Genomic DNA, 17291 nt, shown 5'->3' on the forward strand with positions numbered 1-17291 from the left:
GCTTAAACCCTGGCGGCGTCAGGGATGGTCAGTGGACGGCCGATGCGCGCTTCAACCCTGGCGTAGCGCCACAGGCTGTATTCGTTGACCGGCGTGGTGCGGAATAGATTGCAGGCGTCGATCACCGACTGGTGGCAATCAACGTCAGCCATGATGTAGACGGTCCAGGGTGAAGTGGTGGACGGGCCGACCATCAGCCGGTCATCGTCCATCGCGCCGAGCACGGTGATGCCAGGCATGGCGCCAAGGGAGCCCATCATCTGGCTGAAGCCTTTCCAGACGCTCAAGCCCTCACCGGTCGGGAGGTCGAAAAAATTCTGGGTGATGCCGATGCAGAAGACGACGCGCAGCGGTTCTTGGGTGGTCTGGGACATGGATTTTGATCCTTGAGTAGAGGGTTCAGAGGTAGCCTGGAAATGGCGGTACGCCGAGAAAGACCGACCCGGCGCCGTCGTACAGGCCTTCACTGAGGAACGCGTGCTGGGTGACCACCATCGAGTCGCGCAGGTAACGCTGCAGCGGATGACGCAGGTAAATGGCGGCGGTGCCGGCGAGGCCGTAAGCGCTCTGCACCACAGCCGCACCGGCTTGGGAAACGTGAATCGCGGACAGGCGCAACAGGCTGGTTTGTTCGGCCGTAACCGGGTTGCCGGCAAGGATCGAATGCCAAACCTGATCGGTGGCGCCGTAGAAGAATCCCCGAGCGGCGCTCAGCTTCGCTTCGGCCTTGGCGATCTCGATACGCACATAAGCGCGGTCGGCCATCTTCGGCGCGCCCGTGATGCCACCGCCGCCGGCCATGCGGCTGACTTCGTCGAGGGCCGCGCGGGCCAGACCGAGGTTGACCACCGCCAGCACTTGCGCGGCGTAGGCGATCGACGGGTAACGGAACAACGGTTCGTCGATGTTCGAGGCGCCGCCGCGAATAAACGTCCAGCGCTCATCGACCTGTTTGTCGGTGACGCGCAGGTCATGGCTGCCGGTGCCTTTGAGGCCAACCACGTCCCAGTTTTCGACGATTTCAACCTGGTTGGCCGGGAACACTGCGGTGCGCGGTTTTCCACCGGCAGCGCCGATGCCGACACCGAGCAGGTCAGCGCCTTTGCAGCCGCTGGCGAATTTCCAGGTACCGTTGACCTGCCAACCGCCGTCGACGGCTTCGGCGGGTTGCAACGGGAACAGGCCGCCGGCAAACACCAGATCGGGGCTTTGTGCGTAGATGTCGGTAAGGGTCTCTTTTGGCAAAGCAGCCAGATAAACCCCAGCGCTACCGAAACTGGCGACCCAGCCTGCGGAGCCGTCGGCTTCGGAAATACGCTCAATCATGCGCAGGAAACGCGAGGGTGCCAGGGCGTCACCGCCAAAGCATTTCGGCGTGGCTGCGCGGTAAATGCCCACCTGCTTGAAGCGCTCGATCATGTCCCGCGGCACGTGAGAACGGGCGTCGAATTCGTCGCGACGTTGACGTACTTCATCCAGCACCTGCTCAAAGTCCTGATTGTCGACGATGTTCTCTTCGACGGCTCGCAGAGGGTCTTTCTCCGTGACAGCTGAACACAGCATGGGCGTCTTCTCCGTTTTGCTTACTGTTAGTAGGGCGTGGCTAAACGACACCGCTCCTACAGAGAAGATGCCTGGCTACCCTTGCATTGGGGTCCAGTGTAAAAACCGCATCCGTTCGCCACTATTGGGGCGTGTAGCCCCAGGACTAAAGAAAACCCCTAGGCCCACCCCGGTTACCTCTGAGCGCAAACCCACACGCAAGCCGGTATAAAAACGCCATACTCCCGTTTCACCGGCTATAGAACGCCTCAGGCGTAAAGGGCTGCGCGATGTACCTGCCAAAACCGAACGACTTTTACACCCTCATCGAAGCCATGCCGTTGTGCATCATTCTTCACGATGCGCAGAGCAAAGAGATTCTCTGGGCCAACACCGCCGCCCTGAGCGCGCTCGGTTTCACGCTGGAAGAACTCACCCCGCTGAAAGCCCCCGACATGACCCGCGACGCGCCCAAGTACCGGCGCTCGGTCGGTTTGCGCTGGCTGGAAGGCGCAGCTCGCACCGGCCAGCGCGCCATCGAGTGGTGCTATCGCTCCAAGCAAGGGGTGGAAATTCTGTCCGAGGCGGTCGCGACCCTGGTGCACCTGGATGGCCGCGATGTGTTGATGGTGCAGTTCCGCGACATCTCCAAGGAAGACAAGGTCAAGCGCGACCTCAAGCGTTTCGAAAGCCGCCTCAAGGCGTTCATGCAGGATCTGGCCGAAGGTGTGGCAGTGCTCGGCCCCCAGGGTGATATCCGCTTTATCAGTGATTCCGGTGCGCACCTGCTCAAAGGAAAGGAACACGCGCTGATCGGTGAAAACTTCCTGGACTGGTGCGATGTCCCTTCACGCCAACGCCTGCTGCTGCAACTGGCCAGCGAAACACCGGCACATGCGCCTTTTAGCGTGCACTACCACCTGCAACGGCGTGACGGTGAGTGGCGCTGGCACGAGGCAACCTGCCGCTTCATCGAGATTGAAGACGACCTGGTCGGCCATCTGCTGTTGTTTCGCGATGTCACCGAGCAGGTGCGCGCCGAGGAAGCCCGCCGCGTCAGTGAACAAAAACTCGAATACCTGGCCCGCTACAACGCGATGGGCGAAATGGCCGTGGCCATCGCCCATGAGCTGAGTCAGCCGCTGGCCGCCACTCGCAACTTTATCGAAGGCGCGCTGATTCGCCTGGGCAAAGAGCAAACCACTGATGAAGGCGTGGCCTGGGGTCTGCAAAATGCCGTGCGGCAAATCGAGCATGCATCGCTGATCATCAAAAGCGTGCGCGATTACGTGGTGAAGCTGGAGCAAACCGAGGAGTTGATCGACCTCAATGAGCTACTGCGCGAAACCCGATACTTCATCAGCCTGCGGGCCGACCCGAGTCTGATCCGGGTTGAAATCGTCACCAACCCCGAGCCGCTGCGGGTGAGTTGCGAGAAGGTGCTGATCGGCCAGGTCATTCTCAACCTGGCGTTCAATGCCATTGAAGAGATGACCGATCTGCCCACCGAGCGTCGTGTGTTGCGCATTCATGCCAGCGCCGACAACGACGTGGCGCTGGTGCGCATCGAAGACTGCGGTCGCGGCATCCAGGCCCAGGCGCAAGAGAAGCTCTTCGACGGCTTTTTCTCCTCCAAAGTCAGCGGCAACGGCATCGGCCTGGCGTTGTGCAAAAACATCATCGGCCGCCACCGTGGCGATATCTGGGCGCAAAACCTGGAACCTTGCGGCGCCGTTTTTACCTTCTCACTCCCCCTCGCTCGCTAAGAAACAACGTCAAAAGATCGCAGCCTGCGGCAGCGCCTACAGGGACCGTATTCCCCTGTAGATACCGTCTTGAACCTCACCGAGCAAGCGCAAGTTTCGGGTCAAAGGGTTGACCCGACTTGAGCACGCCGTAAACGAAGTGCAGCAGCTGGCGAAGCCTGCGTGCGGCTGTGTGTAGGAGCGAGCTTGCTCGCGATGGTCGTTCAGCCACAGAAAATGTGTCGGATGTTCCATCTTCGCGAGCAAGCTCGCTCCTACACACAGCCGCACGCAGGCTTCGCCAGCTGCTACAGGGTATGCGTTGCTGCTGAATTTGCTTAACTGATCGGCATTAAGCCAAGGCCTATCTCCCATTCCCCGGCCAGATTTCCCACGGGTGAAATTGCGCTCGCGGTCGTAGACCGCCTAGAATTCGTTGCCGTCGATGGCGATCAGACACTCGCCAGACAGTCCCGGTTGCTGACGGTGCACGACGAACCGCGGCGATTGAGTAAATGATTGCACAGTAGTGCTAAAGTGACAGTAGCCCGTGACCGCATTCTCCGTGGTTACACATTTCGGCGGTGGGCGGCTTGGCACGAGCATGAGTAGCTTGCCGGTGACGCTAAGACTCTCAAGCGAGAGCGGTTGAACTGAATCTCGTCACATTAAGCGCGAGGGAAAGCAAATGAGGTTTAAGCATGATTTTTGAGCCCAACAGTAGCCGTTCCGTCCTCCAGCGCAGAAGCAGTACCAGTATCGTCATTCAGGCGGGTCTCGATGGGTTAGCGGTGACCGGTGTCGCATGGTTTTTGATCAATTATCATATCGGCTTCATAACGCAGGCTTATGTCATCTTGGTCCTGTTGCTGCTGGGGGCATTGTCTGTCGTGTACGACCACTATGCCATTTACCGCAGCAATGTCGGCTTCGCGGTAAAAGCCTTTAAGCTTTTAAAGGCATGGACGGCCACTTTTGGTTTTCTCGTTGCGATGGCTTTTCTCACCAAACAAAGCGAACAGTACTCGCGCTTATTGGTGGGGCAGTTGTTTGTCCTTGGGTATGTTGCTCAATTGCTTTTGCACCTTGCGACACGTGAAATGCAGAAGAAATATTTGGCCCACTCGACTCAATTGGAAAATGCGCTAATTATTGGCTCGGGCGAGCTGGCGAAATATCTTCACAAAAAAATAAGCAACAACCCCTGGCTGGGTGAGCGCATCGTCGGATGCGTGTTGATTGCTGAGGGCGACGATCAGGGCAAGGCCGGCTCAGCTATCGGGTCAGGTTTGACGATACTGGGCGATATCGCCGACCTTGATGAGCTCGTCATAAAACACTCCATTCGTACCGTCTATTTCGTTACGCCTCTGGGAGGGTCGGAGGTTATCAAGGATGTTTACCTGAGGCTGTTTGATAAGCACATCTCTGTTAACTGGGTACCGGATATTTTTTCGCTGCGCTTGATCAATCACAGTGTTCGCGAAATTGCCGGTATTCCCGTGCTGACCTTGTCTGAAACGCCGCTGATGGGCATGCGTCTGTTTCTGAAGAATCTTGAAGACAAAGTCCTGGCCTTTCTCATCTTGCTTTTTGCCGCGCCGGTGCTGGCGATTGTCGCTATCGCCATCAAGATCGACAGTCCCGGGCCTGTGTTCTTTCGACAACAACGCATGGGGTGGAGTGGCGAAGCATTTCGTATCTGGAAATTCAGAAGCATGGTCGTCCATCAACCATCAGACGGCATCGTCAAGCAAGCACAAAAGAACGATCCGCGTTTGACCAGGGTTGGAGCTTTCATTCGGCGGACCAGCCTGGATGAGCTACCCCAGCTGTTCAACGTATTGATGGGGGAAATGTCCCTGGTGGGTCCCCGCCCACACGCTATTCAGCATGATGTGCAGTACTCTCCCGATATCTCGGATTACTTTGCACGTCACAATATCAAGCCAGGTATTACCGGCCTGGCTCAGGTGCGGGGTTATCGCGGTGAAACCAGAGATATAGAACAGATGATTCGGCGAGTTGATTCGGACATCGAGTACATCAACAACTGGTCGCTCTGGCTCGATTTCGTCATTCTTGTGCGGACGCTGTTTGCCTTCTCCGGCAAGCATGCCTACTAGCGCAAAATTGTTCAGGACAGCGGGGTGGCGTACGCCACCCCGCTCTATTCAATAGTGCTGATGAACTCAACTCCGGCAACCACTTGTAAAACTATGACGGAAATAGATCCAGCGTGCGCTCGACCTCATCGGGGTCGACACTAAAGCCATCACCCTCTTGTTTACCGACCACAAAACCGAAATTTTGCTGATCGCGATCCGTCAGGTATTTGAAAAAACAAAGGAAACGATTAGGGGGCTGCAACACCAGCAGCGAGCCTCCTGGCTGGAGCACATTAACACCATGTATCAGATGACTCCCCTCAATCCCGACAACGGTTCTGGCGCCAGCGCAGGTCGCTACGATAGTCGCCACATCGGATTTAGAAGGATCGATAATGCGAAAACCTCTGCGGTCACGCAGACGTTCAGCCAGTTCCATTTCATTGCGTAACAATCGCAAGTCACCCGTGCCACCTCGTAAGATGAACACGCCTGGGTGAGTGCTGACGTTTACGTGAGACAGCAACTTTTCACTCATCGCACGAAAGCGCATGTGTTTGTGCCGATTTTGACTTAGATCGTCAAAGATCACGAGTTCACGAAAAAATGCATTACGTAAACGAACCGGCTTCAAGCCCAGCCACTTCTCATAGTCGGGCCCGTGAAGCATGCCCATCCTGGCGGTGGAAACAGGGTTGGCCGCGAGTGCGGTGGTCACCGGAACGCCTTCGTCGCAAGCCAATGGATAGGTAATACAATCATCCATTAACCAGGTGCCAAACCATTTATTCCCCCCGGCCGTACAAAACATCGCCCCGCGATCAATTTCGTTTTCCACGCGTATCTTCGGTAACCATCCAGATTTAGGCGACAACCAGGATTTGGCATTATCTTTGTACAGAGCGCCATCGAGGAGCCAGACATCTTTAAGCAGATAGCCTTGTGTTGGACCATGTTCAACACGACCGATGCCTTCCATGGTGCGACGGGGATGCTCGAAAGGATAAAAAAGCTTCTCTTCCCATCCCGTCACACGTTCGAGCTGGTTGGGAAGAAAAAAAGCGGGCGGGGCAATCGCGATGTTGCCTGGAGCAATGTCCCACGTTTTCACTGCGAGACTTTTCAGTGCCAACGACGGTCTCCGTGCCAAGCGTGTTTTAATCATGTGTTTATACGCAACAAGACTCCACTTCGACTGACCGCTACGCCTCAATGTATTGTTTTCCGACATAGGCACCTCTATTGATGTGGTTATACCGAAACAACGTTTTTGGCCAGACGCGCAAACTGTATCTCTTTAAAGTCAGTGACCTGTTCAGGTGGAGATAATAGTTTCCAGAATAGGGGGCGACTTCAGATGACTGTAGCGGCTGCGCAAGGTGTCGAGGAGTGTCTCACCTGGTGTTCTTGAACAATGGAGGTATATTCTGAACAGCCCACCGAACCCCATTTCCCTATATCGACTCGCAATCTCGTCATCACTTGGGCCGTCCGGCACCCCAAGATGAAGGGTGAGTTTATTGCCTTCGACCGCAAATAATGGTGTTTCCCAAAGAAATTGCGCCGCGCCCACCTTGGGCAGTCGAACGAACAAATAGCCGTAGTTACCCAGCGTATCAACATCCCCCCCTCGTCTTCTTTTCCACTCAAGAAGTCCATCGTCCGGTCGGGCCAGACACGTTCCGATATCATAATAATCGAAACCATTTTCTATCGCCCACTCGAGCGCCATGAACGTGGTAATAGAATTGATTTCACGTAATTTTTTAGCATCGGAAAAAACTTCATCCGGATAACCGAAACGGATTGTGCTCCAGTAGCGCTTCCCTCCGCGCGTTATTACGCAACCAAGATGGCAGGCGACAACATTATCCTCCAACAGTACCAGATCGAGCCGCCCGGCACTTTTGGCCACCCTCTGAACTTCGTTCGACTCAATTTGAGAGGCCGCTGAACCATGTCTTGCTCGTGCATAAGGTTGAAGCATTTCCCGATCTGCAGCTTCGATTTCATCATCGTTCAACGCCTGCTTCATACTGTAGCGCAGGCGGTTCTTGCGCAAATTTCGACGTAATTCCGTGTTATATCTTGCGGTAATCTCATCCATTGACCTGCTCAGCGGCACGACAGCACTCAAATAGTGAGGCACATACAATGCACCTACAGTCGGCATTTCACTGACCACCACGGTCTGGCTAGATTTGTCTGCTTTTAACCTGGTTTCAACTACTTGAGATTTAGCGCCGAGGAGAACCTTCACAAACTCCCGCTGGGTTTTCCTGCCCACATAGAGGATGTCGTAATGGCTATCTTCCCGCAATTTGAATCTGACAATTTCCCAGCGCCAAAAACAGGCGCGATCAATTATATCGCGCAGCCATGCGAGCGCCTTCCTTAGCTCGAATCGCGCCGAAGGAGATATCAACTTACGTATCAGTATTGCTATATATTCTTTCATTTGATTATTAGCACAAGCCAAGGGAAGGTGATACGCGTTTGCACATCAATAAACCAACTACTGAAATGAGGCCCGGGCATTAAGATTTTCTGACGCCATTTAGCTGTCTCCAACCTTAATGAAAAAAATAATTTAACATACCCATCAAGCCGACAATGCCAAGCAGAGTAAAGATGCTACGTCAGCGTTTTGCAAGGCCGTTGTGGCACGCGCCGTGTTTGATGATGCCGCCCGGAAACCCGGCTGGGCGTCAAACAACCGGGCTATTGATCTAACGTCCAGCATCTTTGCAGATCAGCGAGCGCAACAAGAACATCGGATTGCCCACCACATAACGGCTGAATAGCCGCTTTGGCTCACTGACTAACCTGAACACCCACTCGCAACCGAGGCCACGCACCCATTGCGGAGCACGAGTCACTTTGCCGCCGAGAAAATCGAGGATTGCCCCTCCGCATACGATCAGACAGGGTACGCCGCTGTCCGCTAGCCTGGCAGCGACGGCTTCTTGCTTGGGCATGCCCATACCCAACACAACCAACTCTGGCTGACACTGCCGGGCCAGGTTTATGTAGGCCTCAACCTCATCAAATCCATGGTGAGCAGAAACGACATTGACCGCATAGACCGCTTCGCTACGCCGTACCGCGTTGGCGAGAAAGGGCTCTTCAGTCCCCCAAAAAGCCACACGCCGCCCCTTGAATGCAGCCAGTAATTTGGGGATAAAGTCTGTGCCATTCATATTCAGCCCCGGCTCCAGGCCGAGTCGGCGAAACAGGATGGCCATGCCGGAGCCGTCTCGCAACAACACGTCAGCAGCAGACAACGCGTCATAGTAGTCGGCGTTGCCCGCCACCAGGTTCATGGCATGGGCATTGACGAATCCAAGCACTGTCGTTACCTCAGTACTGGATAACGCATCAACCAATCTTTGTTCATCAGCACTATCGTTGACCACCCTGAGTTTCTGGACAATCGTTTGCCAGTTACGCTGCCAGGCTAACGCGCGCATCAATTGTCATCTCGCTTCGAACGCACCCACTCAACCTGGCGCTTCAGCACAAAGCCCAGGTACAGGGGGATTTTTTTCAGCGCGTAGAACGGCGCATACAACAAGGCTGAAAAAGAAATGATTCCGCGGCCAAACTGGCTCCATGCCAACAAGATAGTCACACCCAGTAGGGTGACCCCGATGGAAGCTATCAATGCTGGCGCCAAGATTCCGGCCAATAGAAATACCAGCCATGAAAGACCAAATGCCGCCACCAGGACCAATGTCAGCAAGGCCAGCGGCGGGACCAGCAAATCCAGGGTCATGGCCAGCAGATTCCTGTTGCCCTTGCCAATCGACTCCACCAGCAACGTTGGCGTATCACCCAGAATGACCCCTAGATGGCCATGTTCCCAGCGCGTACGTTGGGTAGTTAAGCCCACTTCACTGCGCGGAAAATAACTTGTTACCAGAGCATCGGGGCAAAACAACGGCGGTTTGCCGCTTCGGCAGAAATCCAGGCCCATCTTCAAATCTTCGACGATGTGGCCACTGGCTAAATTGATTAAGGATAGATCCCGCCAGGTGAAAGCCATTCCCGAGCCCATTAACTGACAGGGCAAACCGAGCCGGGCCCAACCTTGCGGCCGCACCAGATTCTTCACACACGAGGCAAATTCAGCAAGCTGCACTTTTAGCCCGGAACCTGCTGGAGCACGCATTAAATAAAGTGATTGGGCTGGCCGCCCTGATTCGATGCAACAAATTGCCAAACGCTCAATCGAGCCTTCGCTCACCTGGCAGTCAGCGTCGACAATGATAATGACGTCTGGTGCAGCGCTCGCCAAATAACGCACCCCAAAGTCCAGCGCATAACCTTTGCCACGTTGGTGATCATTGCGGCGCTCCACCACCTCGGCGCCCGCCGTGCGCGCCAGCGCGACCGTGTCGTCAGAACAGTTGTCCGCCACCACCAACAGACGGTCCCCTTCCAGCAACTGCGGCACAATGGTACTGAGCGTCGCGACGATGACCGAGGATTCATTGTGTGCCGGCACCAACACTGCCAGCCGTGGTCGCAATCCTTGCGCCGACGGGAGCGACTGCACAGGCAGGCAGGCCAGCAGCACTTGGATAAATAGCACCAACACCGGCAGGACAATGAGTAACAACAGTGCGCTGAACATCCAACCCAGTAATGTGATCATGCTTGCGCCTTAAACAAATTAGCCAGCTTGGCCGCTTCGGTATCGATGTCGTGTCGCTCCAGCACGAGCTGATAAGCCGCCTCGCCCATCCGCTGCAACACCTCGACAGGTTGCGCGAGGCAGTCCGCCAGCGCCGCGGCCAATTCGTCCACCGCTCCAGCGGGAAACAACCAACCGTTCTCACCGTGACGCACTAACTCGGGAATACCCGCCACATAGGTTGTCAGTACGGGGCGACGCAAGGCCATGGCTTCCATGATGACCACCGGTAAGCCTTCGGCGAAGCTCGGCAACACCAAGGCCCGCGCCGCCAGAATTTCCGCGCGCACCTGCTCGCTACTGATCCAGCCTGTAATTCGAACATGCGCCTGCAAGCCATGCCGTGCAATCAGCGCTTCGATTTCTGCACGCATTTCCCCATCGCCAGCCAGTACTATCTCAAATACCAAGGCTTGCGCTGCCAGGATGCGAGCGGCCTCAAGCAACAATAGTTGGCCCTTTTGTTCACACAAGCGCCCCACGCAAACAAATCGCGGCACCGACGGTACCGCCACGGCAGGCACATCGTGAAACGCAGGCTCCAGCCCACAATGCACGACCTTTACCTTTGACCAGTACGCATGATCCACCCAACGAAACAGCTGGCTGCGCCCATAAGAACTGATAGCCGCGACAAAAGCCGCGCGCCGGACTTTCTCGCCCAGATGAATAAACTGAGGTTTGTCGAACTCTTCGGGGCCATGCACGGTAAAACTGTACGCCGGCCCGCCGAGTGCGTTGGCCAGCATCACCACCTCGGTGGAGTTGGTGCCGAAATGCGCATGCACATGCTCGGCACCGAACGTCTGCAACCAGGACAGCAGGCGGCACGCCTCAGCCAGATAGACCAAATGGTACGGCCAGGCACGATCAGCACGCCGGCCCATGCGTAGCGCCAGCCACAACGCCGAAAAAAAGCGTCGTGGCTGGGCGCGGAGCACCTGCAGCACCGGCCCTGACAGCGCTTTCAATCCGCCCTGCAGCACATAGAGAGTTTTATCGCGTTCGGACACGTCCTCGGCATCCACCAACTCGGCATCCCAGCCACGCAGCGCAATACGCTGTACCACAAGGCCCTGACGCTCTAACGCCAAAATTTCGCGCCGGATAAAACTATGGCTGACCTTGGGGTATTGATTGATGAAATAAGCGATACGCATAGGAACCAATTCAGATGTCGTTATAGTTAGTTATTACTGTAGGTATTTTCCACAGCGGTACAGTTGTCAGGCGCTACAAACAGCACAGCGGCGCTGGCTGCATAGCTGCCTTGCAGCACGCTGTCTATTTTTTGAAAAGTATCATTTAGAAGTTCATAACGCCGGCGGTACATGGCGCGTTTTTTCGAAGGAATACTTTCAGGCGCCTTGCTGGACAGGGCCATGGGGATTTCAAAAAAGTCTTCACGCTCTGACGGAATCGCTCCATGCTCCAGCCAGATAACATCATAATTTGCCGCCAGCTCCTGCGCTTTATGAGCTCCAAAATAAGGATGACGGTGGTGACGATCCTCATCCCCTACTGCATAAATTTTCGTAACGCCAATATGACGTGCAATATATTTAATAACTTCAATCAGGAAGCTTCTGGGCCGAAGCCCTTCAAAGCTTTTTGTTAATTCCCGGTAGATACTCAAGGATCGTTCGCTGTCCACGCCTTTGTGTATCCCTTGAACGGCACCAATAAATATAACGGTATCACCTCCTGCTCTGCTCAAGGTGAATGCTATTGATGCTATACGCAAATCGCCCTGAAACAAGTTCAGAACCAACTCCCCTTCACGCATAAACCATATCGGACGATCCAGTACCAGGGAACAACCCGCAGCGAACGCTGACAAGTCACTTAACACCAGACGTTCATTTCGACCCAAAAGCAATAACTGCGGACAATTTTTTGTGACCACTTCATAGTGCGAAGCCAATACATCTAATTTATCCTGAAGGCTCCAGCGTTTACTGATGTATGGCCAATGAACAACCCCCACACAATCCCCGCCCAGCTTCTCAAAACCGGCGCTACCCAGAGCGCTCGACATTCGCCCCAAAAACAACTTCAGTTCGGCCCTGTTTTCACCCATTAAAATCATTAATTTAAGCTTGTTTTTCAACGCTCTTAAAGAATACCCGGCATGTAAGGACAATGCGTTTTTGACGATCAGCCAATGATTCATGACAGTCTCACTTGTATTCGATCAGCGCGGATTTTCCGGCGCCGAATCTGTTCAAAAGAAACTTGACCTGCCCGAGCATCTCGGGAAATTTTCCCAATACCAGAAAGAACGCCAGCAGCCAGTTTTCGCGCGCCGATCCACTGCCCCGGCGGGCCAGGCGCACGACTTGCAATGGATAGATCAGCAGCAAAAGTAGCCCATACCCTCCCAGCATCAGGGTCGTGAACATAGTCGCCAGTGGGATACCCAAGCCCCAGAACCAGGCACGGCGCGACTCACGTAGCCAGTGTTGTTCCGGCGCGGCCCCGTGCAAAGAGGCGCCTTCGGCAAAGGCATAGCCACCGCGCAGGGTTCGCCGCCACCACTGGCCGAACCGGGTCATGGTCGCATCGTGCAAGGTCATTTCCGCAGCCAGACGCCAGACCTTCCATCCATTCGCACGCAGGCGCACACACAACTCGGGTTCTTCCCCGGCGATCAGATCTGCTCGAAACCCGGTCGCCGCGGCGAACGCGTCCGCCCGCATCAGCGCATCGCCACCACAAGCCTTGGCCTCACCGATCGGTGTGTCCCATTCGAGATCACACAACAAGTTGTATATCGAGCGCTCTGGGTAACGTTCTCGGCGCCGTCCACAAACCACCGCCACATCAGGATGTGCATCAAGAAAGGCCTGTGCCTGGAGCAACCAGCCGCCGTCAACCTCGCAATCACCATCGACGAACTGCACATAACCCATCGTCGGCAACAAGCGTTTCGCGCAGGCAAATCCTTCATTGCGTGCGCGCGCGGCCGTAAAGGGAATCGTCATGTCCAACTCGACCACCTCGACCCCAAACTGCTGCGCCATCTGCACTGAACCATCCGTTGATCCAGAGTCGACATAAACAATCTTCTGCGCCGTGCCCGCCAGCGAAGCCAGGCAACGCTCAAGCCGCAGGCCTTCATTGCGACCGATGACAACGACACCAATGCCCATAGCCATGGAGTTTTACTCAGCGACGCAATCGAAATAGCCCATCGGATGGCTCATGAGAATTCCTTCTCTTCTGCCCGCCGCCTTTTTTTGATAGTCGCAGGAACACCCACCGCTACCGAATCGTCCGGGACATCGGTCAACACCACGGCGTTGGCACCAATCACGACATTATTACCAATGCGGATATTGCCCAGCACCTTGGCCCCGGCGCCGATATCGACGTTGTTGCCCATCACCGGAGCAATGGGCTCATTCACATTCTTCAAGCCCACAACGACGCCATTACGGATACGGCAATCATCGCCAAACTGCGCGTAACCGCTGATGACGATTCCGCCAAAATGATCGATGACGAAGTTGCGCCCGACCACCACCTCACACGGCAGCTCGATACCCGTGATGATCTGCACCAGTTTGAAGAGCACTTTATAGATAAAGGAGAACAGTTTGCGTAACAGCGCCGGGCGCACCCCGTAGCGCCAGCGTCCAAAGCGATAAACCAGCATCACCCAGAACCCCTGAGCCCCCCAGTCACCCGCGTAGGCATGCAAATCCGCACGTATGTTTTCGAACATAATTGGCTCTACCGTGTGGGTTGGCTAGCGAATTTGGTTTCACGCAGTAGCGCCCAGGTCACCCGGGCATGCTCCCAGCACGCGCCAATTGCGGCCCGGCCGCGGCCCTTCAACAAGGCCTTGAGCGCCAGGATCAGATCCCCCAGAAACACCAGAGACATATGCCAGGCCAACCCCAACCGACCGTGATGCTTGCGGAAGTACAACAATTCGCTTTCGATTTGTAATTTGGGTATCTGTCGACTGACCGCATTGAGCTCGACCACCGACTTGGCACTTTCACCACCAATATGCACCACGGTGGTGTGTGGGTAGAACACCACCTTCCAACCCGCCTGTTTGACGCGTTTGCAGTGGTCCACTTCCTCGTAATAAAGGAAGTAGCGCGGGTCGAACAGACCAACCTGGTCGATGACTTCACGGCGGATCAGGTAATAGCAGCCGGGCACCCAGTCGCACTCGCGGACCGAGGCGTGATCCCAGGCCATATCATCGACCTGCTTCACCACCGGAAAAAATCGTTCAAGCCCTGTGCGAGACAGAAACACATTCAACGGCGTCGGAAAAAAACGACAGGACGGTTGCAAATCACCCTCTCGCCCGACCAACCGAACGCCGAGCACACCACAATCAGGATGCGCTTCCATGTACTCGAGCGTCTTGTTCAGGGTATCCGCGGCCACGAAGGCATCGGTATTGAGAAGTAACGCGTACTTGCCCTGCAGGTGTTCAACCAGTTGATTGTTGGCCCGACCAAAACCGACATTATTTTCATTGGCCAGCAACAATGCCTCGGGGCAAACAGTTGCCAGGCGCTCCAGCGAATTATCGACAGAGGCATTGTCCACCACCAGATAGCGCGCCGGGTTCGCACTATCGGGCTGGCGCAACGCCTTGAACATTGGTTGCAACAGATCCGCTGTATTGTAATTAACGACCAATACATCCAGAGGAGCATTAACCATTGGGTTGTTCGCCAAAAAAATACTCTGCTCTCATCGCTTGCAGCTTTGGCTCCAGTTCCGGATCAAATAAACCATCCCGCTGCTGGATGAGGTCGATCCACGGATAAGTGGCGCAACGCTCTTCGATATTCTTCACCAGCGTTTCCATCGTACAGATAACTCTGGCTGGATTACCCCCGACCACCATCCCGGGTGGAACGTCTCTCAGTACAACAGCACCAGCGGCCACCACTGAATCCGGGCCGATCGTCACGCGCGGCATGATGATAGCGCCATGGCCGATAAAGGAATTCGCACGGATATCGACGGCGCCGACAGAATCGAGTTTTGTTCCGTCACGCGCATTGAGCACATGGACGAGGCCATCGTGGCCGAAGATTGTGCAATCCGATAAACCTACGTTGTCACCGATTCGAAGCATCGCAGGGTCGGTGATGTTGCACCCGAGGTTGATCCATGCGCCTTTACCGGCGGAGTGCAGCCCCCCCCATCGCGCCATATGCTTAGCCCATTCATACCCGTCTGGTTTACATAGCTTTTTATAGAGTGAGGTTCCCCGGCCTGTTGTTTTGGCGTAATGAGCAATAGCGCGCTTTAGTAGACCAATCATCCTGTCAGCCTCAAAAATTCAGCGATATACATTCGTGCCAGGGTTGAATTCACCCTGATTCTTGGTTACCCACTACCTCAGAATAGCCCCTCTCGAAAACTTAACAATCTGATAAACCACAAATATTCTTCTCAGGAATACTTGCCCACCACGGGCCCCGATTGTTGGTTAAGATAATCCGCCAACCTCAGGGCAAGCTGTAGAAGAGGCATCGTAGGATTACTGGCGCCGCCGGTAGCAAAAACACTGCTGCCCGCCACATGAAGATTCTCGACACCGAACACCTTGCAGTTCTCGTCGACCACTCCAAACTCAGGCGAGCTCGCCATTCGCGTGGTCCCCATATGATGAGCATGGGGATTGACCTTCAGTGGCAGAGTCGCGTCATAAACGCACTCATCCAACCTGACAAAGCCCAACCCTGTTTCGGCAAAGCTCTTCGCCACTTCCAGCCCTATGGACTTGATGGTATTCCTGTCTGCAGGGCTCAGCTCCCAATGAATGCTTGCCTTGCGCATCCCCAGCGCATCTCGCCCTTCGAGCAAAGAAACGCGACTATTGGGGTTGGGGAACTGCTCAATCAACGTGCCGAGAACCCCATCCCCAGGGCAATCGAACCTGGTAATAAATTCGATTTTTTGCTCCCCGCCTGCTTCGCAAACGAGATTCTCGAAAAAACTCTTGATGGCCGCCATTCGTCCATAGGATTTCACTTCAGATACAAGTGAGGCCGTCACGTTCCCTTTGCCCGACTGGTGCTCCTTCACGAATGCATCGGTCGTGAAGTACTGTCGAGTATCCTCACTCTGCCCGTCTTTCAGGATGAAGGTCCCCATATCAACGTTCAGGTGCTCCATGAAACATCTACCGACGAATCCATCCTTGCTAACGATGCCGCCCGCTATCAGGGATTCACTGTTGAGTAGCTGCCTGGCATTCTCGATCGCGCCTGTCGCCAAAATGAATTGTTTTGCCGTGATTCGTTCTTGATGTAGCTCGTAGTCCGAGACGACGATCGTCTCTATGCGGCCGGTCTTGCTGTCAAACTCAAGATCGACGCAGTTGCAGTTGATGAAAACATCAAGCCCTTCGGTCTCATTGAGTTCCTTGGCATATTTTTGTGCAAATCGCGTCGGTGGGCTGAGCAAGAAACGATCAGGCTCAAAGTCGTTACCGTCCAACGTCGCATTGATAGCCTTGAATCCAGAGTGCGGCGGAAGATCTAAAATATCCATGGCCGCAGGCAGATTACGCTCGATCTCGGAAAACGCGATTGGCCAGCCGGGCAAGTGCACGGGAGGGCCCACGCTAAAATCGGAGGGTTCAAAGGGACGGCATCGCCCGGCCCAGTGATTGGAGGTCCCGCCAAGGTAGCGCAGGCGAGTTTCCTCGGCGTAGACGTCAAGGCCTGTCGAAGGGCATTTGTAGAGGTTTTGCGAGTTCTCTGAATACTCGTGCCCCCCACCTTCGATAAGCAGCACACGCCAACCATTGCCGGCGAGACGCAAGGCCAGCGTAATGCCGGCCGGCCCGGCGCCTACGATGCAGAAGTCATAGAAGGGCCGGAGTTCCTTTTGCGACTGGTAGTCTTTAATCATGCTTTTGTTTGCCGAAAATGCTGGGCAGGCAGCACCCATCCGTTGATAACAACATACTCGGATTTGCCAGCAGAAGGTCGAGCAACGGCTTTGGAAAATCCAAATGTGATTCCCCCAAGGCTTAACAGGGCAAACGCCTGAAGGAAGCCTCTGCGTCCCATTACAGGGATATTCAAATCAGTTTTTCTCATGATCCAAAGTTCCACAACATCGAGATTGCGTTGGAGATTTCAACTACACATCACGGTCAACATTTTTGGAATCACCATCAACCCCTCAATGGCGACGCCCTGTCGCAGC

16 protein-coding genes are annotated in these 17291 nt (G+C 54.9%); 2 read left to right on the forward strand and 14 right to left on the reverse strand.

The genetic code is table 11. The annotated features are described in order from the left end of the window. Positions 1-2 precede the first annotated feature (2 nt). A complete protein-coding gene (locus AC1MDT_RS11040) occupies positions 3-374 on the reverse strand; it encodes a hypothetical protein (protein WP_480422052.1) in 372 nt (123 codons plus the stop codon). 25 nt (positions 375-399) lie between these two features. Continuing rightward, positions 400-1563: an acyl-CoA dehydrogenase family protein gene (locus tag AC1MDT_RS11045; RefSeq protein WP_480422053.1), complete on the reverse strand. Its 1164-nt coding sequence runs from the start codon at positions 1561-1563 to the stop codon at positions 400-402. A 269-nt stretch (positions 1564-1832) separates the two neighbouring features. Between AC1MDT_RS11045 and AC1MDT_RS11050 the strand changes: the two genes are divergently transcribed. Both AC1MDT_RS11050 and AC1MDT_RS11055 read left to right on the forward strand, forming a co-directional pair. Further along, the gene (locus AC1MDT_RS11050) at positions 1833-3308 is read left to right on the forward strand and encodes a sensor histidine kinase (protein WP_480422054.1); all 1476 of its coding nucleotides are present in this window, start codon (positions 1833-1835) and stop codon (positions 3306-3308) included. Positions 3309-3988: 680 nt separating this feature from the next. Continuing rightward, entirely contained in the window at positions 3989-5413 is a 1425-nt protein-coding gene (locus AC1MDT_RS11055) for an undecaprenyl-phosphate glucose phosphotransferase (RefSeq protein WP_480422055.1), read from the forward strand. Positions 5414-5504: 91 nt separating this feature from the next. Here AC1MDT_RS11055 and AC1MDT_RS11060 read toward each other — a convergent pair whose 3' ends face one another. The 12 genes from AC1MDT_RS11060 to AC1MDT_RS11115 all read right to left on the reverse strand — a co-directional run bounded on the left by AC1MDT_RS11060 (position 5505) and on the right by AC1MDT_RS11115 (position 17182). Further along, positions 5505-6626: a glycosyltransferase 61 family protein gene (locus AC1MDT_RS11060; protein ID WP_480422056.1), complete on the reverse strand. Its 1122-nt coding sequence runs from the start codon at positions 6624-6626 to the stop codon at positions 5505-5507. Between the two features lie 84 nt (positions 6627-6710). Then, the gene (locus tag AC1MDT_RS11065) at positions 6711-7853 is read right to left on the reverse strand and encodes a hypothetical protein (RefSeq protein WP_480422057.1); all 1143 of its coding nucleotides are present in this window, start codon (positions 7851-7853) and stop codon (positions 6711-6713) included. Positions 7854-8124: 271 nt separating this feature from the next. After that, positions 8125-8865 carry a WecB/TagA/CpsF family glycosyltransferase gene (locus AC1MDT_RS11070; RefSeq protein ID WP_480422058.1) on the reverse strand — a complete coding sequence of 247 codons (741 nt, stop codon included), beginning with the start codon at positions 8863-8865 and terminating at the stop codon, positions 8125-8127. After that, positions 8865-10052 carry a glycosyltransferase family 2 protein gene (locus tag AC1MDT_RS11075; RefSeq protein WP_480422059.1) on the reverse strand — a complete coding sequence of 396 codons (1188 nt, stop codon included), beginning with the start codon at positions 10050-10052 and terminating at the stop codon, positions 8865-8867. The genes AC1MDT_RS11070 and AC1MDT_RS11075 overlap by 1 nt, the downstream gene beginning before the upstream one ends. Continuing rightward, positions 10049-11251, reverse strand: coding sequence for a glycosyltransferase (locus AC1MDT_RS11080; protein ID WP_480422060.1), 1203 nt, complete (start codon positions 11249-11251; stop codon positions 10049-10051). The genes AC1MDT_RS11075 and AC1MDT_RS11080 overlap by 4 nt, the downstream gene beginning before the upstream one ends. A gap of 26 nt (positions 11252-11277) precedes the next feature. Next, entirely contained in the window at positions 11278-12264 is a 987-nt protein-coding gene (locus AC1MDT_RS11085) for a DUF535 family protein (RefSeq protein WP_480422061.1), read from the reverse strand. 7 nt (positions 12265-12271) lie between these two features. Beyond that, positions 12272-13249: a glycosyltransferase family 2 protein gene (locus tag AC1MDT_RS11090; protein ID WP_480422062.1), complete on the reverse strand. Its 978-nt coding sequence runs from the start codon at positions 13247-13249 to the stop codon at positions 12272-12274. A 44-nt stretch (positions 13250-13293) separates the two neighbouring features. Further along, positions 13294-13818: a serine O-acetyltransferase gene (locus AC1MDT_RS11095; protein ID WP_480422063.1), complete on the reverse strand. Its 525-nt coding sequence runs from the start codon at positions 13816-13818 to the stop codon at positions 13294-13296. 8 nt (positions 13819-13826) lie between these two features. Then, the gene (locus tag AC1MDT_RS11100) at positions 13827-14783 is read right to left on the reverse strand and encodes a glycosyltransferase family 2 protein (protein WP_480422064.1); all 957 of its coding nucleotides are present in this window, start codon (positions 14781-14783) and stop codon (positions 13827-13829) included. Beyond that, complete coding sequence (locus AC1MDT_RS11105; protein ID WP_480422065.1) at positions 14776-15393, reverse strand: acyltransferase; 618 nt, start codon at positions 15391-15393, stop codon at positions 14776-14778. The genes AC1MDT_RS11100 and AC1MDT_RS11105 overlap by 8 nt, the downstream gene beginning before the upstream one ends. A gap of 131 nt (positions 15394-15524) precedes the next feature. Continuing rightward, on the reverse strand, positions 15525-16991 hold the full coding sequence (locus AC1MDT_RS11110; RefSeq protein ID WP_480422066.1) for an FAD-dependent oxidoreductase: 1467 nt from the start codon (positions 16989-16991) through the stop codon (positions 15525-15527). Then, positions 16988-17182, reverse strand: a complete 195-nt coding sequence (locus AC1MDT_RS11115) for a hypothetical protein (protein ID WP_480422067.1) — start codon at positions 17180-17182, stop codon at positions 16988-16990. Before AC1MDT_RS11115 ends, AC1MDT_RS11110 begins: the two co-directional genes overlap by 4 nt. Positions 17183-17291 lie beyond the last annotated feature (109 nt).

Source organism: Pseudomonas sp. ASL7, from assembly GCF_056680375.1.